The organism is Gammaproteobacteria bacterium (assembly GCA_021647245.1).
Taxonomy (GTDB): domain Bacteria; phylum Pseudomonadota; class Gammaproteobacteria; order RBG-16-57-12; family RBG-16-57-12; genus JAFLJP01.
Map to the genome: position 1 here is coordinate 1 of JAKIVC010000023.1, position 18,637 is coordinate 18,637.

The window sequence follows — 18,637 nt, forward strand, 5'->3', positions numbered from 1 at the left end:
TGCAAACTCGCCCCTCTATCGTCGCTACCAGGAGGTGACCAGTGTGCGTAATGCGATCAACCTTCTGGGGGCGAAAAATGTCAAGTTGGTAGTGACACTGGCGGCGATGCGCTCTTTTTCGGATGTGCGGAGTGTGGCCGTTGAAAAACTCTGGGAGCACTCTTTCTCAATTGCTCTGATCAGTAAGCTGATTGGTGCGAAAATCAGCCGCCAGCTAGCGGAAGAGATGGAGTTTACCGGTATTATTCATGATATTAGCTCGATGACCCTGGCAGCCAATTTCCCTGAAGCGTGTGATGGTCAACTCAAGTTGTGTAGTGAGGAGCAAGGGTATGATCAGTTAGAGGAGCAGGCTTTCGAGCTAGATCGCGAGGTGTTGATCGACTGGATAGCCAGCACACTTCATATGCCTTCGACATCGATGGATGCGATCAAACAGCTGTACGGGATTGCTGAAAAAATAGAGGTGAGTGGTAACGCGGCTGCTAATGATGGCAGCAATGCCCAGTGTCAGGCATCCATATTGGCACTGGCTCACAATATCGATCAGCAACTACATGAGAATGATTTGGTTGTGGTTTATCAGCACACACAGCAGCAAGTGCCGAAGTTGTTGGAGACGTTGAACCTGAGTGAGTCGCAGTTGACATCCATCATTGATGAGTCCCACGAAAAATTGGGTGAACGGTTTATGCTTTGAGAGTAGGTTGCAGCTCTACTGCTTTGCATAATAGCCGACAAATATGGTAAGGTATGCGTTGATTTTAACTTTAAAATGTAGGACTAGGCGCTTATTCAGTGTCAGAACTTAGAGGGTGTAATTGAATGACTGGTTTAGAACGTATTGCGAAGCAAGTAGCTGAAACCCCTGTAGTTATCTATATGAAAGGATCACCTCAGCTCCCTTCTTGTGGCTTTTCCAGCCGTGCGTCTCAAGCGTTAGCCGCTTGTGAACAGGCGTTTTCCTATGTGAACATCATCGAAGATATGGAGATCTACGAGGCGCTACCCAAGTTTGCTGATTGGCCAACTTTTCCGCAGATCTATATCGATGGTGAGCTCATTGGTGGTTGTGATATTACCCTGGAGCTATTTGAGACAGGTGAACTGAAAAAAATGATGGAAACTGCTAACGCCAAATCGACCGCTTAACCTGCATCACAGCTTGGGGGTACCACACCCCCAGCCTCTCTCCACTTCTAAGTTAGGGGTACGAGTTGAGCTTATACAACACCCTGACTACGCAGGTAGTCGTCATAACTGCCAGAGAAGTCCTTAACCCCATCCGGGGTGATCTCAATAATACGGGTTGCAATTGATGAGACAAATTCACGATCGTGGCTTACGAACAGAAGGGTGCCAGGAAAGTTTTCCAGTGCCAGGTTGAGTGATTCAATCGACTCCATGTCCAGGTGATTGGTTGGCTCATCCATCAGCAAGACATTGGGCTTTTGCAGGATCAGTTTGCCAAACAGCATTCGTCCCTGCTCTCCACCAGAGAGCACCTTAATGGATTTGGCCAAATCGTCGCGGCCAAACAACAAACGCCCCAGCGTGCCACGGATCATCTGGTCATCATCTCCCTCTTTACTCCAGCGCCCCATCCAGTCCGTCAGGTTTTCATCCTCAGCAAAGTCTGCGGCGTGATCCTGTGCAAAATAACCCAGCTGAGCATTTTCTGCCCATTTTATCTTGCCCTTTTCATGTTCAAGCTCACCCACCAGGCAGCGTAATAGTGTTGTTTTGCCGATACCATTCGGGCCAATGATAGCAATGCGCTCGCCGGCCTCGATCATTAAATTCAAATTATTAAACAGCACCTTGCCGTCAAAACTTTTTCCTAACGCGGTGACTTCAACGGCTTGGCGGTGAAGCTTTTTTGCCTGCTCGAAGCGGATAAATGGGTTGACACGGCTGGAGGGCTTGATTTCATCCAGCTCAATTTTATCGATCTGCTTGGCGCGAGAGGTAGCCTGTTTCGCTTTTGAGGCATTCGCTGAAAAACGACTGACAAACTGCTGTAATTCGGCAATTTGCGCCTTCTTTTTGGCGTTATCTGACAGCTGGCGTTCACGGGCTTGTGTTGACGCTAGCATGTAGTCGTCGTAATTGCCGGGGTATACGCGCAACTCGCCAAAATCCAGATCGGCCATGTGGGTGCAGACGCTGTTTAGGAAGTGGCGATCATGAGAGATGATAATCATGGTGCAGTTGCGCTGATTCAACACGCCCTCTAACCAGCGAATGGTATTAATGTCCAGATTATTGGTGGGTTCATCCAAGAGTAAAATTTCCGGGTCAGAGAAGAGCGCCTGGGCCAGTAGCACCCGTAATTTCCAACCAGGAGCCACTTCACTCATGGAACCGGTATGCAGTTCAATCGGAATACCAACCCCCAACAACAACTCACCAGCGCGTGATTCAGCGGTGTAACCATCCATCTCCGCAAACTCCACTTCAAGGTGGGCAACCTTGATACCATCAGCTTCCGACATATCCGGCAATGAGTAGATGCGATCACGTTCCTTCTTCACTTCCCATAGCTCTTCATGCCCCATAATCACCGTATCGAGCACACTGCACTCCTCATAGGCAAACTGATCTTGGCGTAGCTTACCCAGGCGCTCATCGGGCCCTTTAGAGACATTGCCCTCGGAAGGTTCCAGGTCGCCGCCCAATATTTTCATGAGTGTCGATTTACCGCAGCCATTAGCGCCGATCAGGCCATAACGATTACCCTCACCAAACTTGACGGAGATATCTTCAAAAAGAGGTTTGGCACCAAACTGCATGGTGATATTGGCGGTGGTGAGCATAGCGTGTTCCTGAGTGTCTAAATATTGAACAGATAAAAGGGCGCTATTGTAGCGTATGTGGCAGATAAAAGGGGGCTGACCGATAGAGATTTTTTCAGGGGAGTTTCAAGTGCTTGTAAAAGTAGTAGGCTTCAGCGTTTCAGCCCCAAATAGTGTGCTATTTCATTAATATCAGGGCGACCCTCTTCATGGCCGAAAAAACAGATATTTTCCCGTAAGCCATCGGCGTTTATCCGGCCCACAATAAATTCGGCTTGGTGCTGTTTAGCCAGAGAGTAGAGGAAGTTAAGCGGTGCTTTCAAAGAGATTTTCTTGCCGGTCTCCAGGTTTAATCCCACCGACATATCATCACCACTTGGCGCGATCAGCGAAAGATGCTGGCATGCCATTTCGGTTAACCAGTTTGCAATCAATTCTGCCATGGGCTCCGCAATTTTGGCTAACTCATCGTGCTCCGCCAGAATATATATTTTCACTCGGCCTCACCCTTCACCAAGCGAATACCATTGGCCTCAATAACAATCAGATTTTTTTTGTAGAGATGGCCAATGGCGCGTTTAAAGCTTTTTTTGCTTTCACCCAGTACTTGCTTGATCTCACTAGCAGAGCTTTTATCGTGCAGGGGTAAAAAGCCACCCTCTTTGTGTAAGGTGGCAACAATACGTTCGGCCAGATCAGCTATTTTATCGCTACCGGTTCTGCTTAGGGTCACATCCAGCTTGCCATCATCCCGCACCCGCTTAATGTAACCCCGCATCCGTTTACCGTAACGCAGCTCCTGAAAAACATCCTCAAAGTGCACCAAGCCCCAGTAGCTATCATTCACAATGACCTTATGTCCTAGGTCACTGCTCTCCGCGATCAACAGGTTCACCTCATCACCCTCCATCAAGCGACAGCGCCACTTATCGAGAAATCGATCATACTTGGAGCTGGCAACAAGTCGCCCCTCGCCATCTTGCTTTAGATAGACAATATAGGACTTCCCCTTCTCCATTGGGCGACGCTGCTCGGGCTTGGGTACCAGCAGATCTTTATCCAGCCCCCAGTCGAGGAAGGCACCCACACGGTTAACATCAATTACTTTTAGGTAGGCGCAGCGCCCTAGCGTTGCTCTGGGGCGCTGGGTAGTGGCAATAATTTTATCTTCTGAATCGAAGTAGAGAAATACCGCCAGTTCATCGCCCACAGAACTCCCGCTCGGTACAAACTTATTAGGCAGTAAAATTTCACCCCACTCTCCCCCTTCTAGATAGAGACCAAACGGCACCTCTTTTACCACCCGAAGGGTATTAAACTGGCCAACTTCAATCATGGGATTGTTCACCCTCTTCAATCATTGCGGGGCTCTCTAGGCTTACACGCCCGAGCGCACCGCTTCGGTAATCATTCAATAGCACCTCGGAAGCCTTGTGCATATCAACCCGGCCGCCGGGCCGTAATCCTCCCCGTTTGCGGCCAATCTCCTCCAGCAGTGCCAGATCACTCTCCGGTAACTGCTTGAGTTTATAGCGTGTGAGCATCACCTCGGGGTAGGCCTTTAAAAAATAGTTTGCGGCATACAGCGCCACATCTTCAAACTCAATGGCGGTGTTCTTTACCGCACCTGACACCGCAAGCCGGTAACCAAAGTCGGCACTTCCCATGCGTGGCCAGAGAATACCGGGCGTATCCGAGAGTACAATGCCACCCTCTAGATAGATCTTCTGTTGTTGTTTTGTGACGGCAGGCTCATCTCCCACCTTTGCCACACTGCGGCCTGCCAGTGCATTAATCAGTGTCGATTTGCCCACATTGGGCACTCCCATAATCATTGCCCTAATCGGTTTCAGGAACTCATCATTGCGATGAGGAAGTAGCTTGCGGGCAAGCTCTAATATTTTGCCGCGCACATGGGCGCGGTGTGTGCAGCTCAAAGCCACTGCTTTTACGCCATGCTCTTGTTCGTAGTAGTCGAGCCAGAGCGGGGTGATCTTGGGGTCTGCCAGATCATTTTTATTGAGAATTTTGATGCAAGGGCGATCTTCGCGCAGCTCCGTCACCGTGGGGTTTTCACTACTGAAAGGGATTCTGGCATCCATCACTTCAATTACCAGGTCGACACTGGGCATCACCTTTTTCATCTCTTTGCGAGCCTTGTTCATATGCCCAGGATACCAATTAACCGCCATCACTCACTCTCAACATAGATCTTAAAGCAACCATTTTACCTCATTCCCATAAAAACTGGCGGATCAATCACCCGCCAACCTCTGCGTTGGCCGAAAATAACTCAAGAGGGTCTTGGAATAAAGCGGTGCACCTTGGGGTGGCTGTGGGTTTTATTAATCTCTCTTCTCGTTTCTGACAAGCTTCTGAGCATCGGCTGACAAGTCACTACTCTCTACTTCTTCAGGTTCAATTAAGTATTGGGAAATACTATTGGTGTGCTTCGAGGAGGCCACGAATAAGTCATGTTTATAGCCTCCATAGCAGTCTCTTTAGAGGCACCCTTTAAATTTGATGGCAGTGTCAGTGATGCGAATTACTCAAATTATGTTATCCAAAGGGTGGGGTGGTGCGGAGCGCATTTTTATTGATCTGGTGAAGGGGTTGGCTGAGCAGGGTATTCAGGTTCAGGTGATTATGGATAGGCGCTTCCAGCAAAAAAAACGGCTGGAAGGTATCGATAACATCCACCCCTCTTTTATCCGCCCTCTCTCCCATATAGACTTCATTGCAGCGGCCAACCTGTGCAAGAAAATGCAGCGATTTTCGCCGGACGTTGTGCATTGTCACCTCTCCCGGGGGGCGCTGATGGGTGGGCGCGCAGCAGCCAAGTTGTCACTGCCTGCGGTGGTTACTACACACAACAATATCAAATTAAAATATTGCCGAAACATCAACTATTTTATTGTGCTGACTGAAGCGCAGCGTGACTACTTAAAGGGTCAGGGGGTGAGCGGTGAGGCTATCGTTAAAATACCCAACTTCTCTAATTTTCAACCGACTGCTGAAATAAAAAAGAGCACGAACCCAATTTTTGTAGCTTATGGGCGGATGGTACCCAAAAAAGGTTTCATAGATCTGATCCACGCTTTTCATCTGATCGCCGAGAAGCAACCGGATGCGAAATTGCTGATTGGCGGTGAGGGGGTAGGGAGAAATGAGTTGCAAAATTGGCTACTGGAGCTTGGCTTGCAGCACCAGGTTAGTTTTGTGGGTTGGGTAGAGGATGTGAAGCAGCACCTTGATCGGGGGGCGGTTTTTGTACTGCCATCCCGCGATGAACCTTTTGGAATCGTTTTACTGGAAGTGATGGCTTGTGCGGTGCCGATCGTTACTACAAAAACCACAGGTGCATGTGAGATTCTATCCGATGAAACAGCCTTCTTTGCTGATGTGGGGGATCCCGTATCTTTAAGTGATGCAATGGCGCTGGCATTGCAGTCTCCAGAGCGTTGGCAGAAAGCAGAAGCCGCACTGGCCCTGTTTAACCGACATTATCGCAAGGGGAATGTGATTCCCACCACCATTGAGTATTATCAAAATATTCTGGCTGGGTGATTTTTGTTGTTGGTCTGTGGTTGCACTATAAGATTGCACCTTGCACTGTTCTTGTGCGGGTAGTTTTTTCATTCAGGCAGATTATCTTCTTTGCATTAAAAAACACCTAATAATCAGTTGGTTAATATTATTGCGTTGTTGGCCTAAAACCTGCTTTGCCTCAACGGTATAGATTGGTTAAGTCCCAATAACAACAGTAATTTTAATAATATTTATGGGGTAAAGGGGAGTGTTATGTCGTATTTAGAGCCGTCAGAGTTCGTTACAAAAATGGTGGATGCGGGGGAGTCCAAAGTTTATATGTCGGTCAAGGATACGGTTATTCGTGCCTACATGGCGGGGGCTGTGCTTGGGCTTGCGGCGATGTTTGCGATTACTGTTATTGTTCAAACCGGCTCGCTGCTACTGGGGTCAATACTCTTTCCGGTGGGCTTTATCATGTTGTATTTGATGAAGTTTGACTTGTTAACGGGGGTTTTTACCCTAGTGCCCCTTGCCTGGCTTGATAAGCGGCCCGGTGTGACCATTGGACAGGTGCTGCGCAACTGGGGCTGGGTATTTTTGGGGAACCTGGGGGGAGCGCTGACGGTTGCCGTCATCATGTCTTTTGTTTTGACCTACGGTTACAATATCGACGGAGGTGCCGTTGCTGATAAAGTGGGGCATATCGGTGAGTCTCGAACGCTGGGCTATAAAGAGCATGGTGTTGAGGGATGGCTGACCATCTTTATGCGTGGCATGTTGTGTAACTGGATGGTCTCTATGGGGGTTGTGGGGGCGATGATCTCTACCTCTGCTACCGGTAAAATCGCGGCCATGTGGATGCCGATTATGTTGTTCTTCTATATGGGTTTTGAGCACTCAATCGTAAATATGTTTTTGTTCCCGTTCTCAATGATTATGGGCGGCGATTTTACCGTCTCCGATTACCTTCTCTGGAATGAGCTACCTACCGTACTGGGCAATTTGGTCGGTGGCTTGGTGTTTGTGGCACTACCACTCTATTACACCCATGTTAGAACCAGCCCTGATCGAAAAATTAGCAAGTAAATCATAAATATTTCGTAACTATGCAGCGTGTTTATGCTCTTCCTCGACGTGAGGTGAGTGATGAATGCGCTGATTAGTTACAATATTTTCTGCTTTTAAGGGCAATGAAAAACTGTATAACCGGCCGGTAATTTTGTTGTAAATCAATTTTACGACCGGTCTCCTCTTGTTTTATTGCTTACGGCCGGTATGGCGATGGGTTAGCTTACGATGTTGAATCAGTTAAAAGTCTCTATTGGCCAAGGGTCGGATAAGGGGCGCAAGGAGGTTAATCAGGATTTCCATGGTGCCTGCGTACCAAAAGAGCCGCTGTTAACCTCAAAGGGTATCGCGATTGCTCTGGCCGATGGTATCAGCAGCAGTGAAGTGAGCCAGCACGCCAGTGAAGTTGCCATTAAAAGTTTTTTGGAAGACTACTTTTGCACGCCAGAATCCTGGACGGTTAAAACGTCTGTACAGCGGGTATTGAAGGCGGCCAACTCCTGGCTTTACCTGCAAACCCGCAACAGTCCCTACCGCTATTTGCCCGATAAGGGTTATGTCTGTACCTTCACTGCGTTGGTGATACGCTCTAATACTGCGCACGTTTTTCATGTGGGGGATACCCGTGTTTACCGCCTGCTCAAAAACAGTCTCGAACAGATCACCGAAGATCACCGGCTTTGGGTTTCAAAGGATAAAAGTTATCTGAAACGTGCGTTGGGTATGGGAGATGAACTTGAGTTGGATTATCAATCCTTTATCTTGGAAGTAGGGGACCTCTATGTGTTGGCAACCGATGGTGTTTATGAGTATGCCGCCGATGATTTTATTATTGAGACAATCCGCTCTCACGGTACTGACTTAGACAAAGCGGCTTCGCTGATTATTAAAGAGGCTTTTCAACAGGGGAGTACAGATAACCTCAGTGTTCAAATTGTCAGAATCGACAAGCTTCCCAGTCAAGATGTTGGAGAGGCCTATAAGCAACTGACCAAACTACCCTTTCCTCCCGAGCTTAAAGCGAGGATGGTGTTTGATGGTTATGAGATGATCCGTGAGCTGCGAATTAGTCACCGTAGTCATATCTATCTGGCGGTTGATGTGGAGAGCAGAGAGCAGGTTGTTTTGAAAATTCCCTCGGTCGATCTTCGCAATAACCCTGAGTATCTGGAGCGCTTTCTAATGGAGGAGTGGGTTGCTCGTCGCATCAATAATGCCCACGTACTAAAACCTTGCTTGCAAACCCGCAAGAGAAATTATCTCTATATTGTTACTGAATTTATCAAAGGACAGACGCTGAAACAGTGGATGACCGACAATCCTCAGCCTGATATTGAGGAGGTGCGCACCCTTGTGGAGCAAATTGCCATCGGGTTGCGGGCTTTTCATCGTCAGGAGATGTTTCATCAGGACCTGAGGCCCGATAATATTATGATTGATGAGGTGGGGACAGCAAAAATTATCGATTTTGGCTCTGTTCGGGTGGCCGGCCTGGTAGGTGTTACGAACAGTATTGAGCAGCAGGAGGTGTTGGGCACAGCACTGTATAGCGCACCAGAGTGTTTTCTTGGCGAAGTGAGTACCGAGCGTTCGGATATGTTTTCACTCGGGGTGATCTGCTATCAGATGCTATCTGGAAAGCTGCCCTATGGGACGCATGTGGCCAAGTCGCGCACCAAAGCCGCACAGCGAAGGTTGAAATACCAAGGTGTGCTGGATGATGAGCGTGAAATACCTGTCTGGGTTGATGAGGCGATCAAAAAATCGATTCATCCGGATCCCGCTAAGCGATACGACACAATATCAGAATTTATCTATGACCTGCGTCGTCCCAATAAAAGCTTTATCAACAGAACGAAACCGCCACTGCTAGAGCGTAACCCAGTGCTTTTTTGGCAATCTGTCTCATTGATATTTGCCATTATAATTATCGCACTGCTACTCAGATAGAGGCGCGGGATAAATGAGATGGTTTTGGTCAGCGTAACGCAGTCATGAGCTGTTCAGATGCTTTCTCGGCGAGTTAACCCCAACTTAAGCGCTACTACAAACCCGGTTTCGACCACTGTTTTTGGCCTTGTAGAGTGCGTCGTCGGCTCTTAGGAACAAGCTGTCATCGCGGTCCTGACTAGTGAGATAGGAGGCGCCAATGCTGATGGTCATGGTTAAGGTCTCTCCGTGGCAGATGCATTTGGTCTGTTCTACGGTTTGGCGCATACGCTCCGCTACCAGCATTGCACCTTCGGGGCTGGTGTTTGGCAGCAGCATTACAAACTCTTCACCGCCATAGCGGAAGGCGTAATCAGTGGTGCGGGCAGTACTTATCATGACGTCAGCAAACGCCTTTATTAGACAGTCACCCGCTTTGTGCCCGTGGTTATCGTTAATGCGCTTGAAGTGGTCAATGTCGAGTACTAACATCGCCAGCGGATTGCCGTAGCGCAGGGCCAGCTTGCTTTCATGGGCAATGTGTTCATCCATGCTGCGGCGATTGTCCAGGCCTGTTAGGGGATCTTTGCTTGCGGCTTTGGTCGCTTTTTGGAATTGCAGGCAGTTACGCAGCGGGTAGAGCAATAGTGCGATCAGTTTTTCAAACAGCTCCAGATCATCTTCGCTAAAGTGTTGGCGGCGGCTGATGCAAATTTCACCCAGGGTCTCTGTTTCTAGGGTGAGTCGGTAACTACAGCTGTGGCGGCCACGTTCGCCAATAGTAATATCCTCTTTGCTCTCGGCGCTGGTGTAGGTGATGCCGGCAAAAGGGAGTACTTTTTCTGTCTGTTCGGCAAATATATTTAATACCACGGGCAGCTCAAGTGATGTCTGCAGCAGGCCGGTGAATTGCGAGGCCTGATCACTAAACGCTTCAATACGGGCACGGTTCACAACGACATTTTTTTTGTGTTGCCTGGTGATGCCGGTCAATGTGTCAGCGACAAAGGGGATGGCTGTAGACATTTTGACAATCTCCGGAAAATTGATCTTACTGGGGATTATGCGAAAAACATGCCGTTTTTATTTTATTGTAATTATTCGTTTAATAAACAAGCTACTAGCTATTGTTGCTGGTATTCGTGTAGCGGCAATAGAGTGGCCGCTCACGGTTTTCAAGCACGCTATGCGGCATTTTTGACGCTAACAACGTCAAAAATCAGGAGCGGGCGGTAAATGCTACACCATTGACACCTTTGCTGTCGGGGCCGATCAGGTAGAGGTAGTCATCCATAATCTCTGTGGGTTGACGTAGCGCTTCATTGCTTTCGCCGGGGTAGGCATTTTTCCGAAAGCGGGTAAGCAGGGCACCTGGGTCAATGTTGTTAACCCGAATGTTGGTATTCTCTTCAAGCTCATCTGCCAGTATCTGGGTGAGTGACTCAATACCAAATTTACTGATGCTGTATCCTCCCCAGTATGCGCGTGCCTTGCGGCCAACGCTGTCTGAGGTGAAAAGGATGCTGGCATCGGGTGATTTTTTTAATATGTTTAAGCAGGCTTGTGTCAAAAAAACCGGTGCTGTGAGGTTGACTTGCATCACCTTATTCCATTCGACAGCGGAGTAGTGCTCGATAGGGGTTAGCGAACCCAGTGTAGCCGCGTTGTGCAGAATACCATCCAGCTGACCAAACTCCTGTTCGATTTTCCCCGCCAAGGTTTGGAAGTCTTGCCGGGTGGCTGTCTCCAAGTTGCAGGGGATGATGGCGGGCTTGGGTGCTCCTGATGCCTCTATTCGGTCGTAGATTTGCTCAAGTGCGCGCTGTTTTCGTCCCAGTAGTATAATGGTTGCCCCATGGTTGGCGAAGGTCTCGGCGGCCGTTGCACCGATGCCCGATGTGGCACCAGTCACTAAAATAACCCGCTCAGCCAAACAACCGGCCTCTGCTCGATACGCTTGTGGAATTGTCTGCATGATAATTGTCTTTATATGAATGGATTATCAACGGCTTGGTGTGCCGCACTGTTTATGCTGCTTTAAAGCTTTTTTTGCGTCGTTTTTCACTGCGTGCTGTTTTCCACGCGAGCCACAGTTTGCGTAGCGGGGTGAGCTTGATGCGGTGCTTGAGTACGTTGTAGTTATCTTTTTCAATTTCAGCGAGTGTGGCCTGGTAGATAGCCGCCATAATAATGCCGCTGCGTTGTTTGAAACGGTCTGGCTCTGGGAGTAGTTCAAAAGCTTTTTGATAGTACTCATGGGCGCGTTGCGCCTGGAACCGTATGAGTTGGGTGACCGCCTCTGTCTGTTGTCCACTCAGAATATCCTGTTCGCTGACACCAAATTCAGCCAACTCATCGCTGGGAAGGTAGATGCGACCGAGCATGGCATCTTCACGCACATCACGCACAATATTGGTGAGCTGGAAAGCGAGCCCGAGGTTGAGGGCGTAATCGAGGGTTTGGCGATCTTCGAAGCCAAATATTTCAGCGGCCATGAGGCCGACCACTGAGGCAACACGGTAGCAGTAGAGTTGGAGCTCTTTAAAGCTGCGGTAGCGTACCTGATTGAGATCCATCTCCATACCGTCGATGATCTCAAGGAAATGCTCCAGTGGCAGGTTGAACTTACTTACACTCTGTTTAAGCGCCTGCGCAACAGGTTGAGTAGGCTCACCATCAAAAATCTTGCCGATTTCATCACGCCACCATTGCAATTTAATGCGTGCAAGGCCTGGGTCGCTGCACTCATCCACAACATCATCTACCTCACGGCAGAAGGCATAAAGGGCGACAATAGCCTGACGCTGCTCAGCAGGCAGGAACATAAAGCTATAGTAGAAACTTGAGCCGCTGGAGGCCGCTTTATCCTGGCAATATTGGTCTGGGGTCATGGTCAATCTGTGAGCTTGTGGGGATTGAATATCATTGTACCTGAGCTGACTACGCTATTAAAGGTGCTGATGGTGCAAAGTGCTCGATTTGGTTTTATCTCCAATCTCAAGGCTTGTCATCGTGGCTATTGTGGTTATGCTAAAGATATTCAAATGAAAGTGGCTGTGGATGGCATCATATTATGAATAAATTGGTTTTAGGTTTTGTTGTAGGTGTAGTGGTTGGGTTTGCGTTGGCACTGTTTCTCACTAAAGAGGAGATGCCGTTGTACACCGACCCGGATATGATGGAGGAGGCGCGCCAGTTTTTGGACGGTTCGACCCAGTCGATACAGGAGGGGCGGAAAAACTTACTCCCTTGATCTCATCCAGATTGGGTAGGTAATCTACAGATGTCACGCGCTGGCGCTTGCTGGTGAGGAAACGGGTATGGTCTAATGCTCGCTTGTAAAGTTGGAAATGAGCTATGAAAATTGCGGTTGCAGGTACGGGATACGTTGGTTTGTCGAATGCCATGTTATTGGCACAACACCATGAAGTGGTGGCATTGGATATTATCCAAGAGAAAATTGAGCTGCTCAACACAGGGAAATCACCCATTCAAGATAGTGAAATTGAGCACTTTCTCGCAAAAAAAGAGTTGAACTTCACAGCGACGATGGATAAAAAGGCCGCTTATGTTGGCGCGGACTTTGTGATTATCGCCACACCGACCGATTATGATCCTGAAACCAACTATTTTAATACCGAATCGGTTGAGTCGGTTATTCATGATGTAATCGCAATTAACCCGCATGCGGTGATGATTCTGAAATCGACCGTTCCTGTTGGATATACCGCTAAAATTAAAAATAAAATGGCGTGTGACAATATTATCTTTTCACCTGAGTTTTTACGGGAAGGCAAAGCACTCCACGATAATCTGTATCCATCACGTATTATTATTGGTGAATGTTCTGCGCGAGCGGAAAAATTTTCTGAACTGCTGCTTGAGGGTGCGAACAAAGAGAATATCGATGTGCTGTTTATTGATTCGACAGAAGCAGAGGCTATTAAGCTGTTTTCCAACACCTACCTGGCCATGCGTGTTGCTTTTTTCAATGAGTTGGACAGTTATGCCCAGATACATGGTCTCAACAGCCGCCAAATTATAGAGGGTGTGGGTCTGGATCCGCGTATTGGTAGCCACTATAACAATCCATCATTCGGCTACGGTGGTTACTGCTTGCCAAAAGATACCAAGCAGCTGCTGGCCAATTACCGGGAAGTGCCCAATAGCCTTATTCGTGCAATAGTTGATGCCAACAGCACCCGTAAGGATTTTATTGCCGACTCAATCATAAAGCGTAACCCCAGCGTCGTGGGGATCTATCGACTGATTATGAAGAGCGGCTCTGATAATTTTCGCGCCTCATCCATTCAAGGGATTATGAAGCGTATCAAGGCGAAGGGGATTGATGTTGTGATTTTTGAACCGGTGCTTGAGGTGCCCGAGTTTTTCAACTCAAGGGTGGTGACGGATCTGGATGAGTTTAAACAGATCTCGGATGTGATTGTGGCAAACCGACTATCAGATGAGATTAAGGATGTCTTGGATAAAATATATACACGTGATCTTTTTTGTAGTGACTGAAAAATAGCCAACCCAGCAATAAAAGTCGAGTTAACCAGAGTTACTAATGTATAAAAAAGTAGTTAGATCACCCGGTTTTGTTTTTAGTGTGCTTTCGCTGTTGTTATTGCTGCTGATCGCCGTGACATACCAGCAAAACAGCAACAATACATTCCATTTTGATGATCGTTACAGCATTCTCGAACACGCCCCTATCCATGTGACGCAATTTTCGTTTGATAACCTATGGGATGCGGGTGTCAATGCCTACCACTCGCCACGCCCCTTGCCCAGTGTGACGTTTGCAGTCGATTGGTGGCGCGGTGGAGGTAGCGCAGCCGCTTTTTTACAAACCAACCTGCTGATTCATTCGATTAACGCACTGCTGGTGATGGGGTTGTTTGTGCTGCTGTTGCAGCGTTATTTTAATCGTTCATCAATACCGATCATGTTAGCTGCTTTTTCAGCAGCTGCGCTGTGGGCTCTTCACCCGATACAAGTGCAAGGGGTGAGCTATATTGTGCAGCGCATGACCTCGCTGGCAACACTGTTTACGCTACTCTCTGTGGTGAGTTACCTTTTGGCGCGCTCATCAAAGCACACCCTGACTAAAATCAGTGGCTTTGCAATTTGCTTGATCTCACTGCTGGCCGGAATGATGAGCAAAGAGCTGGCCTGGATAACACCGCTGTTGATATTACTGGCCGAGTATTGTGTGGTTCGCAATCGCGCCACAACTCTTTTTTATAATCGATTTGACCGTACTGTCTTGATATTGCCTATAGCCAGCGGGATGATACTGGCACTATTGGCCATTGCTGATGTGGGTGCCCTAGGTCGCTATTTTCATAGCTTTTATGCAATCCGTGATTTCACCATGGAGGAGCGCTTGCTTACTCAGCCACGGGTTATCTTTTTCTATCTCTCTCAGGTTTTCTGGCCACTACCCGATCGTTTTTCACTGGAGCATGACTTTGTGCTCTCTCGATCTCTCTTCAATCCGGTCTCAACGCTGGTGGCACTGCTGGCGATAGTGGCTTGGTGTATGACGGCCATTTATCTTTGGTCGCGTCGGGGGCTGCGTATTATCGCCTTTTTGATGCTCTGGTTGCCGGTAACGCTCTCGGTGGAGAGTAGCTTTATCGGACTTGAAATGGTGTTCGAACACCGGATGTACCTGCCATTGGTGGGTTTGAGCGGGTTGTTTGCAGTGGGGCTGGCTTACCTGTTGCAACGTTACCATAAAATGGCTTGGCCACTGCTTGCAGTGACCACGCTGCTAATTGCCGGTTTGGCAACGGCGACATTCCAACGTATCCCCGAGTGGCAGACAACGGAGGCGCTGTTGATCAACTCGACCCAGCACGCACCAAACAGCGCCCGTAGCTGGTCAAATCTTGGCCGTTATTACATCGACCAAGGGCATTATGATGATGCTATACCCAATATTGAACATGCGCTAAAACTGGAGCCTGATAACGCCTCTGTCCTTGAGGCGATGGGAACCATTTTTCTCTTTGAAGGGAGGCTTGTGGAAGCCCGCAGCTACCTCATAATGGCTTATCGTACCCAAAAAACCGGACATTCATGGCTAAATAATATGGCATGGCTGCATCTTGAAGAGGTCGCCAAAGGGGTGAGGCCAGACAACTTTTTGGATAAGGCACTGGACTTCACCTATCAGGCGAGAAGGTTGGCCCCCTTTAAGGCTGAGTATGTCCGCATGAGTGCCATTATTCAGGAGAGAATGGGGCGTTGTGCGGATGCGTATCAAAGCTGGCAATACTATTTACAGTTTACTCTCCCGGAAACGGAACGGATAAATGCGGAGGCGCATCTTGCTCGTCGCTATCTTGTGGCAGGTAATCGCTGCCAGCTACGCTGACCGGTCTGTTGGGAGTGATAAGTTTGATAAAAGAGCTTGAGCAGTCGCCAGTAATTTTTTGCGCTGAAATAGCAACTGAAATCGGTTGCCGCCACATTGCCGCCATAAAATAACCGCACGCATACCGGCGAGTAACAGGGCGCGCACTTTGTTTGCATTGGCTGGATTGTTCAGGTGGCCCTGCTCACCATCAATCATTATTTTTGGCGGGATGTTGCTGATGGTATCGGAATAGAGCCCGCCTAAATTTGCAATTACATTCTCATGGGTTGATGAAAAGTGCTCAGCTTGGGTGATGACGTTTTCGATCCCTTGGCCAAGATGCTGCTGCAACTTGGGGTGCTTACTTAGTTTGCGCTCAAGGTGTATCAGGCTAAGCGCGTAGCGGGTGATCTCCACATCTTGCGGGTTTTTGGTTGATGTCTGCTGGGTGAGGGCCTTCAACCCATGGGCAACTCCTTCGATTCCACCATAGATTTCAGCACTATTTGTAGCATCAGTAACCAATATACTTTCGATTGAACGCCGAAAAGGCTCACTTTCGACTTGCCCACTTCGTGCCGCTTGCTGTACGAGTGCGGTGGCTTGATAAAGTGCTGCCAGCGCAATAACACGCTCTTCAATTGTATGCTGACTCATCATTCTCTCTTAGGTGGGTGGTTGTTCAGTTTTTTTGTTGTAGGTCAGTGGTCGCCCTATTATATAGTGATCTTTAGAATAAATGAGAGTGATTTCCACCTCCGTAAAAAATGACAGGTGCAGGGGGTTACAGTAGTGCTTGACGTTAGCTGTGGATGTCGCTACCTTTTCAGTGCACTGAATTAACTCGGGTGTTTTATCAAATTGTGCGCAAGGTATGAATTATTCGGGTTAGTCGTGTGCAGACAAGGAAATACTATGGAGGGTATATTATGTCGCGAATTAAGATGGTTTTATTGTTGCTATGGTTGTGTTTGCCAGTTGTTTTGATGGCGGATGTGGTGGTGGATATTAACAGCGCAGATCACTCGACGATCGCCAAGCATGTGAAGGGCGTGGGTGATAAAAAAGCGTTGGATATTGTACGTTACCGTGAAAAGAATGGCCTTTTTTCGTCAGTTGATGAACTGGTCAAGGTTAAAGGCATTGGGCGCAAGACCGTTGAGGCCAATCGCAAAATTTTAACCGCCACGCAACAGTAGGGATCAGTACACTGACTTTTATAACCGGGCCCTATTCTCTGGTCCCGGTTTTTTTATTGGTTCAAAATGACATTTTATAAAAACAACCTGTTGGCGCTGATGTTGGCGCTCACCATAATGCCAGCGGTAAGCTTTGCTGATCAGTTAACGCCCCTCGTGGGTGAGTATCGCTTTACATATGAGAATGTACTTCTGCCAGGAAAGGAGTCCATGGGGCTTTTGGGCGGCAGCTATCTGCGTCGGCAGGGGCCATGGTACGGTGGCTTGGGAACATACAGCGCGGTCAGTGGGCAGCGGGGTGGTTTTTATACCATTGGTCTTGAGTTTGGCCGAACTTTCCCTTTAAGCACCTCATGGCAACTCAATGTCGGTGGATTTGTGGGTGGTGGTGGTGGTGGCTCTGCGCCACAAGGGGGCGGTTTGATGTTGCGAGAGTCACTCGCCGTTGAGTACCTATCAGGCCATAACACCTACTCTTTGGGTGTGAGTGGTGTACAGTTCCCAAATGGTGACATCAGTAGCGAACAGTTGACATTGGGTTATCGTCGACGCTTTGACTCGCTCTTCTCGCCTGTAGATTATGATGTGGCAAATCTGGATGATGATCTGCTCTCTTTATTGAATGTGGGTAAAAATGTTGGCCTTGAACGCTATCAGTTTTTAGCCCAGTTTAAACAGTACTACCCCACTTCAGGCTCCCGAATGACCACAGGGCGAACCCACCCGGATGCCATGCGGCTGCTGGGTGCCAAGATACGCTATTTTCCTGTGGACTCATTTTATACCGGCTTGGCAACCTACGGTGCTAATGGTGGTGAAGTTGATGGGTTTGCCCAGCTCGGGTTGATTGCAGGTGTGGCGTGGCCACTTACATCGGTTATAACCGGTAATGTTGAGCTGCAAGCAGGATCTGCGGGAGGTGGCCGGGTGGAGACCGGAGGGGGCTTTATTGTTGCCACCGAGCTGGGTTTAAGCCTGTCGTTGAGTGACGCATTCACCCTTGGGCTTGAGGCGGGCTATATTATCGCACCCGGTGGTGATTTTTCAGCTACCAGTTATACGCTATCTGCGGGCTATCAATATGATTCACTCGGTATTTCAACGCTATCCAGACCGCTGCTAACCGACCTTGGTTTGACGCGTCGTGATTGGCGCGTGCGCATGTTGCATCAAAGTTACCTTCCAGTAACCGGGAGTGTGATGCGAAAGCCAGGCTCAGGTGTCGCGAATAACGTGCGAGTGGATCTGGTGGGTATGGCGGTGGATCTGTTTGTAACACCGAACCTCTACCTCTCTGGACAAGCCATCGGTGCCTATGCCGGAGGGGCTGGCGGATATGCTGCGGGGATGTTTGCTTTAGGGTATCGACAGCCCATTACAAACGCGCTATTTTTTGGGGGGGAAGTGGGTGTGGGCTCGGCGGGTGGTGGTGGTTTAGCGGTTGGCGATGGTCTGGTGGGGCATTACTATTTAACCGCCGAGTATGAAATCAATAAACAAATTGCACTGGAAGCGGTGGCAGGGCGCTTTGAAGCACTGGAAGGGTCGTTGAGTGCTCATCTGATTCAGCTGTCACTCATCTATCGATTTTCTGCGATTGCCTCTGCACAGTAACACTTTTCTGCTTATATATTGGCTTTATACTGTGTTAATCTTCTGAGCCATTTCTAATAGCAGATAATCAGGAGGCTGTTGACGTTGAGTGACGTTCTTTCGAGACGATCACCTCAGCTCGGCTGCCTCCT

19 protein-coding genes are annotated in these 18,637 nt (G+C 48.5%); 11 read left to right on the forward strand and 8 right to left on the reverse strand.

The window, feature by feature from the left end:
- Window positions 1-700: HDOD domain-containing protein (locus L3J94_07910; protein ID MCF6218665.1), on the forward strand; the 700-nt coding region annotated here is incomplete at its 5' end.
- Between the two features lie 125 nt (window positions 701-825).
- Window positions 826-1,152, forward strand: coding sequence for a Grx4 family monothiol glutaredoxin (grxD, locus tag L3J94_07915; GenBank protein MCF6218666.1), 327 nt, complete (start codon window positions 826-828; stop codon window positions 1,150-1,152).
- 71 nt (window positions 1,153-1,223) lie between these two features.
- On the opposite strand, the gene L3J94_07920 is transcribed toward grxD, so the two are convergent.
- From L3J94_07920 to ylqF, 4 genes are all read right to left on the reverse strand, one after another.
- A complete protein-coding gene (locus L3J94_07920) occupies window positions 1,224-2,816 on the reverse strand; it encodes an ABC-F family ATPase (GenBank protein ID MCF6218667.1) in 1,593 nt (530 codons plus the stop codon).
- Between the two features lie 131 nt (window positions 2,817-2,947).
- Window positions 2,948-3,292 carry a hypothetical protein gene (locus tag L3J94_07925; protein ID MCF6218668.1) on the reverse strand — a complete coding sequence of 115 codons (345 nt, stop codon included), beginning with the start codon at window positions 3,290-3,292 and terminating at the stop codon, window positions 2,948-2,950.
- Complete coding sequence (locus L3J94_07930; protein ID MCF6218669.1) at window positions 3,289-4,131, reverse strand: S1-like domain-containing RNA-binding protein; 843 nt, start codon at window positions 4,129-4,131, stop codon at window positions 3,289-3,291. The genes L3J94_07925 and L3J94_07930 overlap by 4 nt, the downstream gene beginning before the upstream one ends.
- Window positions 4,124-4,987, reverse strand: a complete 864-nt coding sequence (gene ylqF, locus L3J94_07935) for a ribosome biogenesis GTPase YlqF (GenBank protein MCF6218670.1) — start codon at window positions 4,985-4,987, stop codon at window positions 4,124-4,126. The genes L3J94_07930 and ylqF overlap by 8 nt, the downstream gene beginning before the upstream one ends.
- Window positions 4,988-5,333: 346 nt before the next feature.
- On the opposite strand from ylqF, the gene L3J94_07940 reads away from it, so the two are divergent.
- From L3J94_07940 to L3J94_07950, 3 genes are all read left to right on the forward strand, one after another.
- Window positions 5,334-6,362, forward strand: coding sequence for a glycosyltransferase family 4 protein (locus tag L3J94_07940; protein MCF6218671.1), 1,029 nt, complete (start codon window positions 5,334-5,336; stop codon window positions 6,360-6,362).
- Window positions 6,363-6,596: 234 nt separating this feature from the next.
- Entirely contained in the window at window positions 6,597-7,412 is an 816-nt protein-coding gene (locus tag L3J94_07945; protein MCF6218672.1) for a formate/nitrite transporter family protein, read from the forward strand.
- 210 nt (window positions 7,413-7,622) lie between these two features.
- Window positions 7,623-9,344, forward strand: coding sequence for a protein kinase (locus tag L3J94_07950; protein MCF6218673.1), 1,722 nt, complete (start codon window positions 7,623-7,625; stop codon window positions 9,342-9,344).
- Between the two features lie 84 nt (window positions 9,345-9,428).
- On the opposite strand, the gene L3J94_07955 is transcribed toward L3J94_07950, so the two are convergent.
- The 3 genes from L3J94_07955 to hpnD all read right to left on the reverse strand — a co-directional run bounded on the left by L3J94_07955 (window position 9,429) and on the right by hpnD (window position 12,214).
- Complete coding sequence (locus tag L3J94_07955) at window positions 9,429-10,349, reverse strand: GGDEF domain-containing protein (GenBank protein ID MCF6218674.1); 921 nt, start codon at window positions 10,347-10,349, stop codon at window positions 9,429-9,431.
- Window positions 10,350-10,542: 193 nt separating this feature from the next.
- On the reverse strand, window positions 10,543-11,298 hold the full coding sequence (locus L3J94_07960; protein ID MCF6218675.1) for a YciK family oxidoreductase: 756 nt from the start codon (window positions 11,296-11,298) through the stop codon (window positions 10,543-10,545).
- Window positions 11,299-11,350: 52 nt separating this feature from the next.
- Window positions 11,351-12,214 (reverse strand): presqualene diphosphate synthase HpnD, encoded by an 864-nt coding sequence (hpnD, locus tag L3J94_07965; protein MCF6218676.1) that lies wholly within the window; start codon window positions 12,212-12,214, stop codon window positions 11,351-11,353.
- A 24-nt stretch (window positions 12,215-12,238) separates the two neighbouring features.
- On the opposite strand from hpnD, the gene L3J94_07970 reads away from it, so the two are divergent.
- The 4 genes from L3J94_07970 (at window position 12,239) to L3J94_07985 (ending at window position 15,711) form a co-directional block, all read left to right on the forward strand.
- Window positions 12,239-12,400: a hypothetical protein gene (locus tag L3J94_07970; GenBank protein MCF6218677.1), complete on the forward strand. Its 162-nt coding sequence runs from the start codon at window positions 12,239-12,241 to the stop codon at window positions 12,398-12,400.
- Window positions 12,397-12,576: a hypothetical protein gene (locus L3J94_07975; GenBank protein ID MCF6218678.1), complete on the forward strand. Its 180-nt coding sequence runs from the start codon at window positions 12,397-12,399 to the stop codon at window positions 12,574-12,576. Before L3J94_07970 ends, L3J94_07975 begins: the two co-directional genes overlap by 4 nt.
- A gap of 104 nt (window positions 12,577-12,680) precedes the next feature.
- Complete coding sequence (locus L3J94_07980) at window positions 12,681-13,847, forward strand: nucleotide sugar dehydrogenase (GenBank protein MCF6218679.1); 1,167 nt, start codon at window positions 12,681-12,683, stop codon at window positions 13,845-13,847.
- A 46-nt stretch (window positions 13,848-13,893) separates the two neighbouring features.
- Window positions 13,894-15,711, forward strand: coding sequence for a tetratricopeptide repeat protein (locus L3J94_07985; GenBank protein MCF6218680.1), 1,818 nt, complete (start codon window positions 13,894-13,896; stop codon window positions 15,709-15,711).
- On the opposite strand, the gene hflD is transcribed toward L3J94_07985, so the two are convergent.
- Window positions 15,703-16,350 carry a high frequency lysogenization protein HflD gene (gene hflD / locus L3J94_07990; GenBank protein MCF6218681.1) on the reverse strand — a complete coding sequence of 216 codons (648 nt, stop codon included), beginning with the start codon at window positions 16,348-16,350 and terminating at the stop codon, window positions 15,703-15,705. The genes L3J94_07985 and hflD overlap by 9 nt on opposite strands.
- 272 nt (window positions 16,351-16,622) lie before the next feature.
- Between hflD and L3J94_07995 the strand changes: the two genes are divergently transcribed.
- Both L3J94_07995 and L3J94_08000 read left to right on the forward strand, forming a co-directional pair.
- On the forward strand, window positions 16,623-16,892 hold the full coding sequence (locus tag L3J94_07995; protein MCF6218682.1) for a helix-hairpin-helix domain-containing protein: 270 nt from the start codon (window positions 16,623-16,625) through the stop codon (window positions 16,890-16,892).
- A gap of 66 nt (window positions 16,893-16,958) precedes the next feature.
- Window positions 16,959-18,506 carry a hypothetical protein gene (locus L3J94_08000; GenBank protein ID MCF6218683.1) on the forward strand — a complete coding sequence of 516 codons (1,548 nt, stop codon included), beginning with the start codon at window positions 16,959-16,961 and terminating at the stop codon, window positions 18,504-18,506.
- Window positions 18,507-18,637: the final 131 nt, after the last annotated feature.

Bases quoted from the DNA above. Each gene is read 5' to 3' on its own strand.
- grxD (MCF6218666.1), top strand. From the start codon at position 826: ATGACTGGTTTAGAACGTATTGCGAAGCAAGTAGCTGAAACCCCTGTA.
- L3J94_07920 (MCF6218667.1), bottom strand. From the start codon at position 2,816: ATGCTCACCACCGCCAATATCACCATGCAGTTTGGTGCCAAACCTCTT.
- L3J94_07930 (MCF6218669.1), bottom strand. From the start codon at position 4,131: ATGATTGAAGTTGGCCAGTTTAATACCCTTCGGGTGGTAAAAGAGGTG.
- ylqF (MCF6218670.1), bottom strand. From the start codon at position 4,987: ATGGCGGTTAATTGGTATCCTGGGCATATGAACAAGGCTCGCAAAGAG.
- L3J94_07940 (MCF6218671.1), top strand. From the start codon at position 5,334: ATGCGAATTACTCAAATTATGTTATCCAAAGGGTGGGGTGGTGCGGAG.
- L3J94_07945 (MCF6218672.1), top strand. From the start codon at position 6,597: ATGTCGTATTTAGAGCCGTCAGAGTTCGTTACAAAAATGGTGGATGCG.
- L3J94_07950 (MCF6218673.1), top strand. From the start codon at position 7,623: ATGTTGAATCAGTTAAAAGTCTCTATTGGCCAAGGGTCGGATAAGGGG.
- L3J94_07955 (MCF6218674.1), bottom strand. From the start codon at position 10,349: ATGTCTACAGCCATCCCCTTTGTCGCTGACACATTGACCGGCATCACC.
- L3J94_07960 (MCF6218675.1), bottom strand. From the start codon at position 11,298: ATGCAGACAATTCCACAAGCGTATCGAGCAGAGGCCGGTTGTTTGGCT.
- hpnD (MCF6218676.1), bottom strand. From the start codon at position 12,214: ATGACCCCAGACCAATATTGCCAGGATAAAGCGGCCTCCAGCGGCTCA.
- L3J94_07975 (MCF6218678.1), top strand. From the start codon at position 12,397: ATGAATAAATTGGTTTTAGGTTTTGTTGTAGGTGTAGTGGTTGGGTTT.
- L3J94_07980 (MCF6218679.1), top strand. From the start codon at position 12,681: ATGAAAATTGCGGTTGCAGGTACGGGATACGTTGGTTTGTCGAATGCC.
- L3J94_07985 (MCF6218680.1), top strand. From the start codon at position 13,894: ATGTATAAAAAAGTAGTTAGATCACCCGGTTTTGTTTTTAGTGTGCTT.
- hflD (MCF6218681.1), bottom strand. From the start codon at position 16,350: ATGAGTCAGCATACAATTGAAGAGCGTGTTATTGCGCTGGCAGCACTT.
- L3J94_07995 (MCF6218682.1), top strand. From the start codon at position 16,623: ATGTCGCGAATTAAGATGGTTTTATTGTTGCTATGGTTGTGTTTGCCA.
- L3J94_08000 (MCF6218683.1), top strand. From the start codon at position 16,959: ATGACATTTTATAAAAACAACCTGTTGGCGCTGATGTTGGCGCTCACC.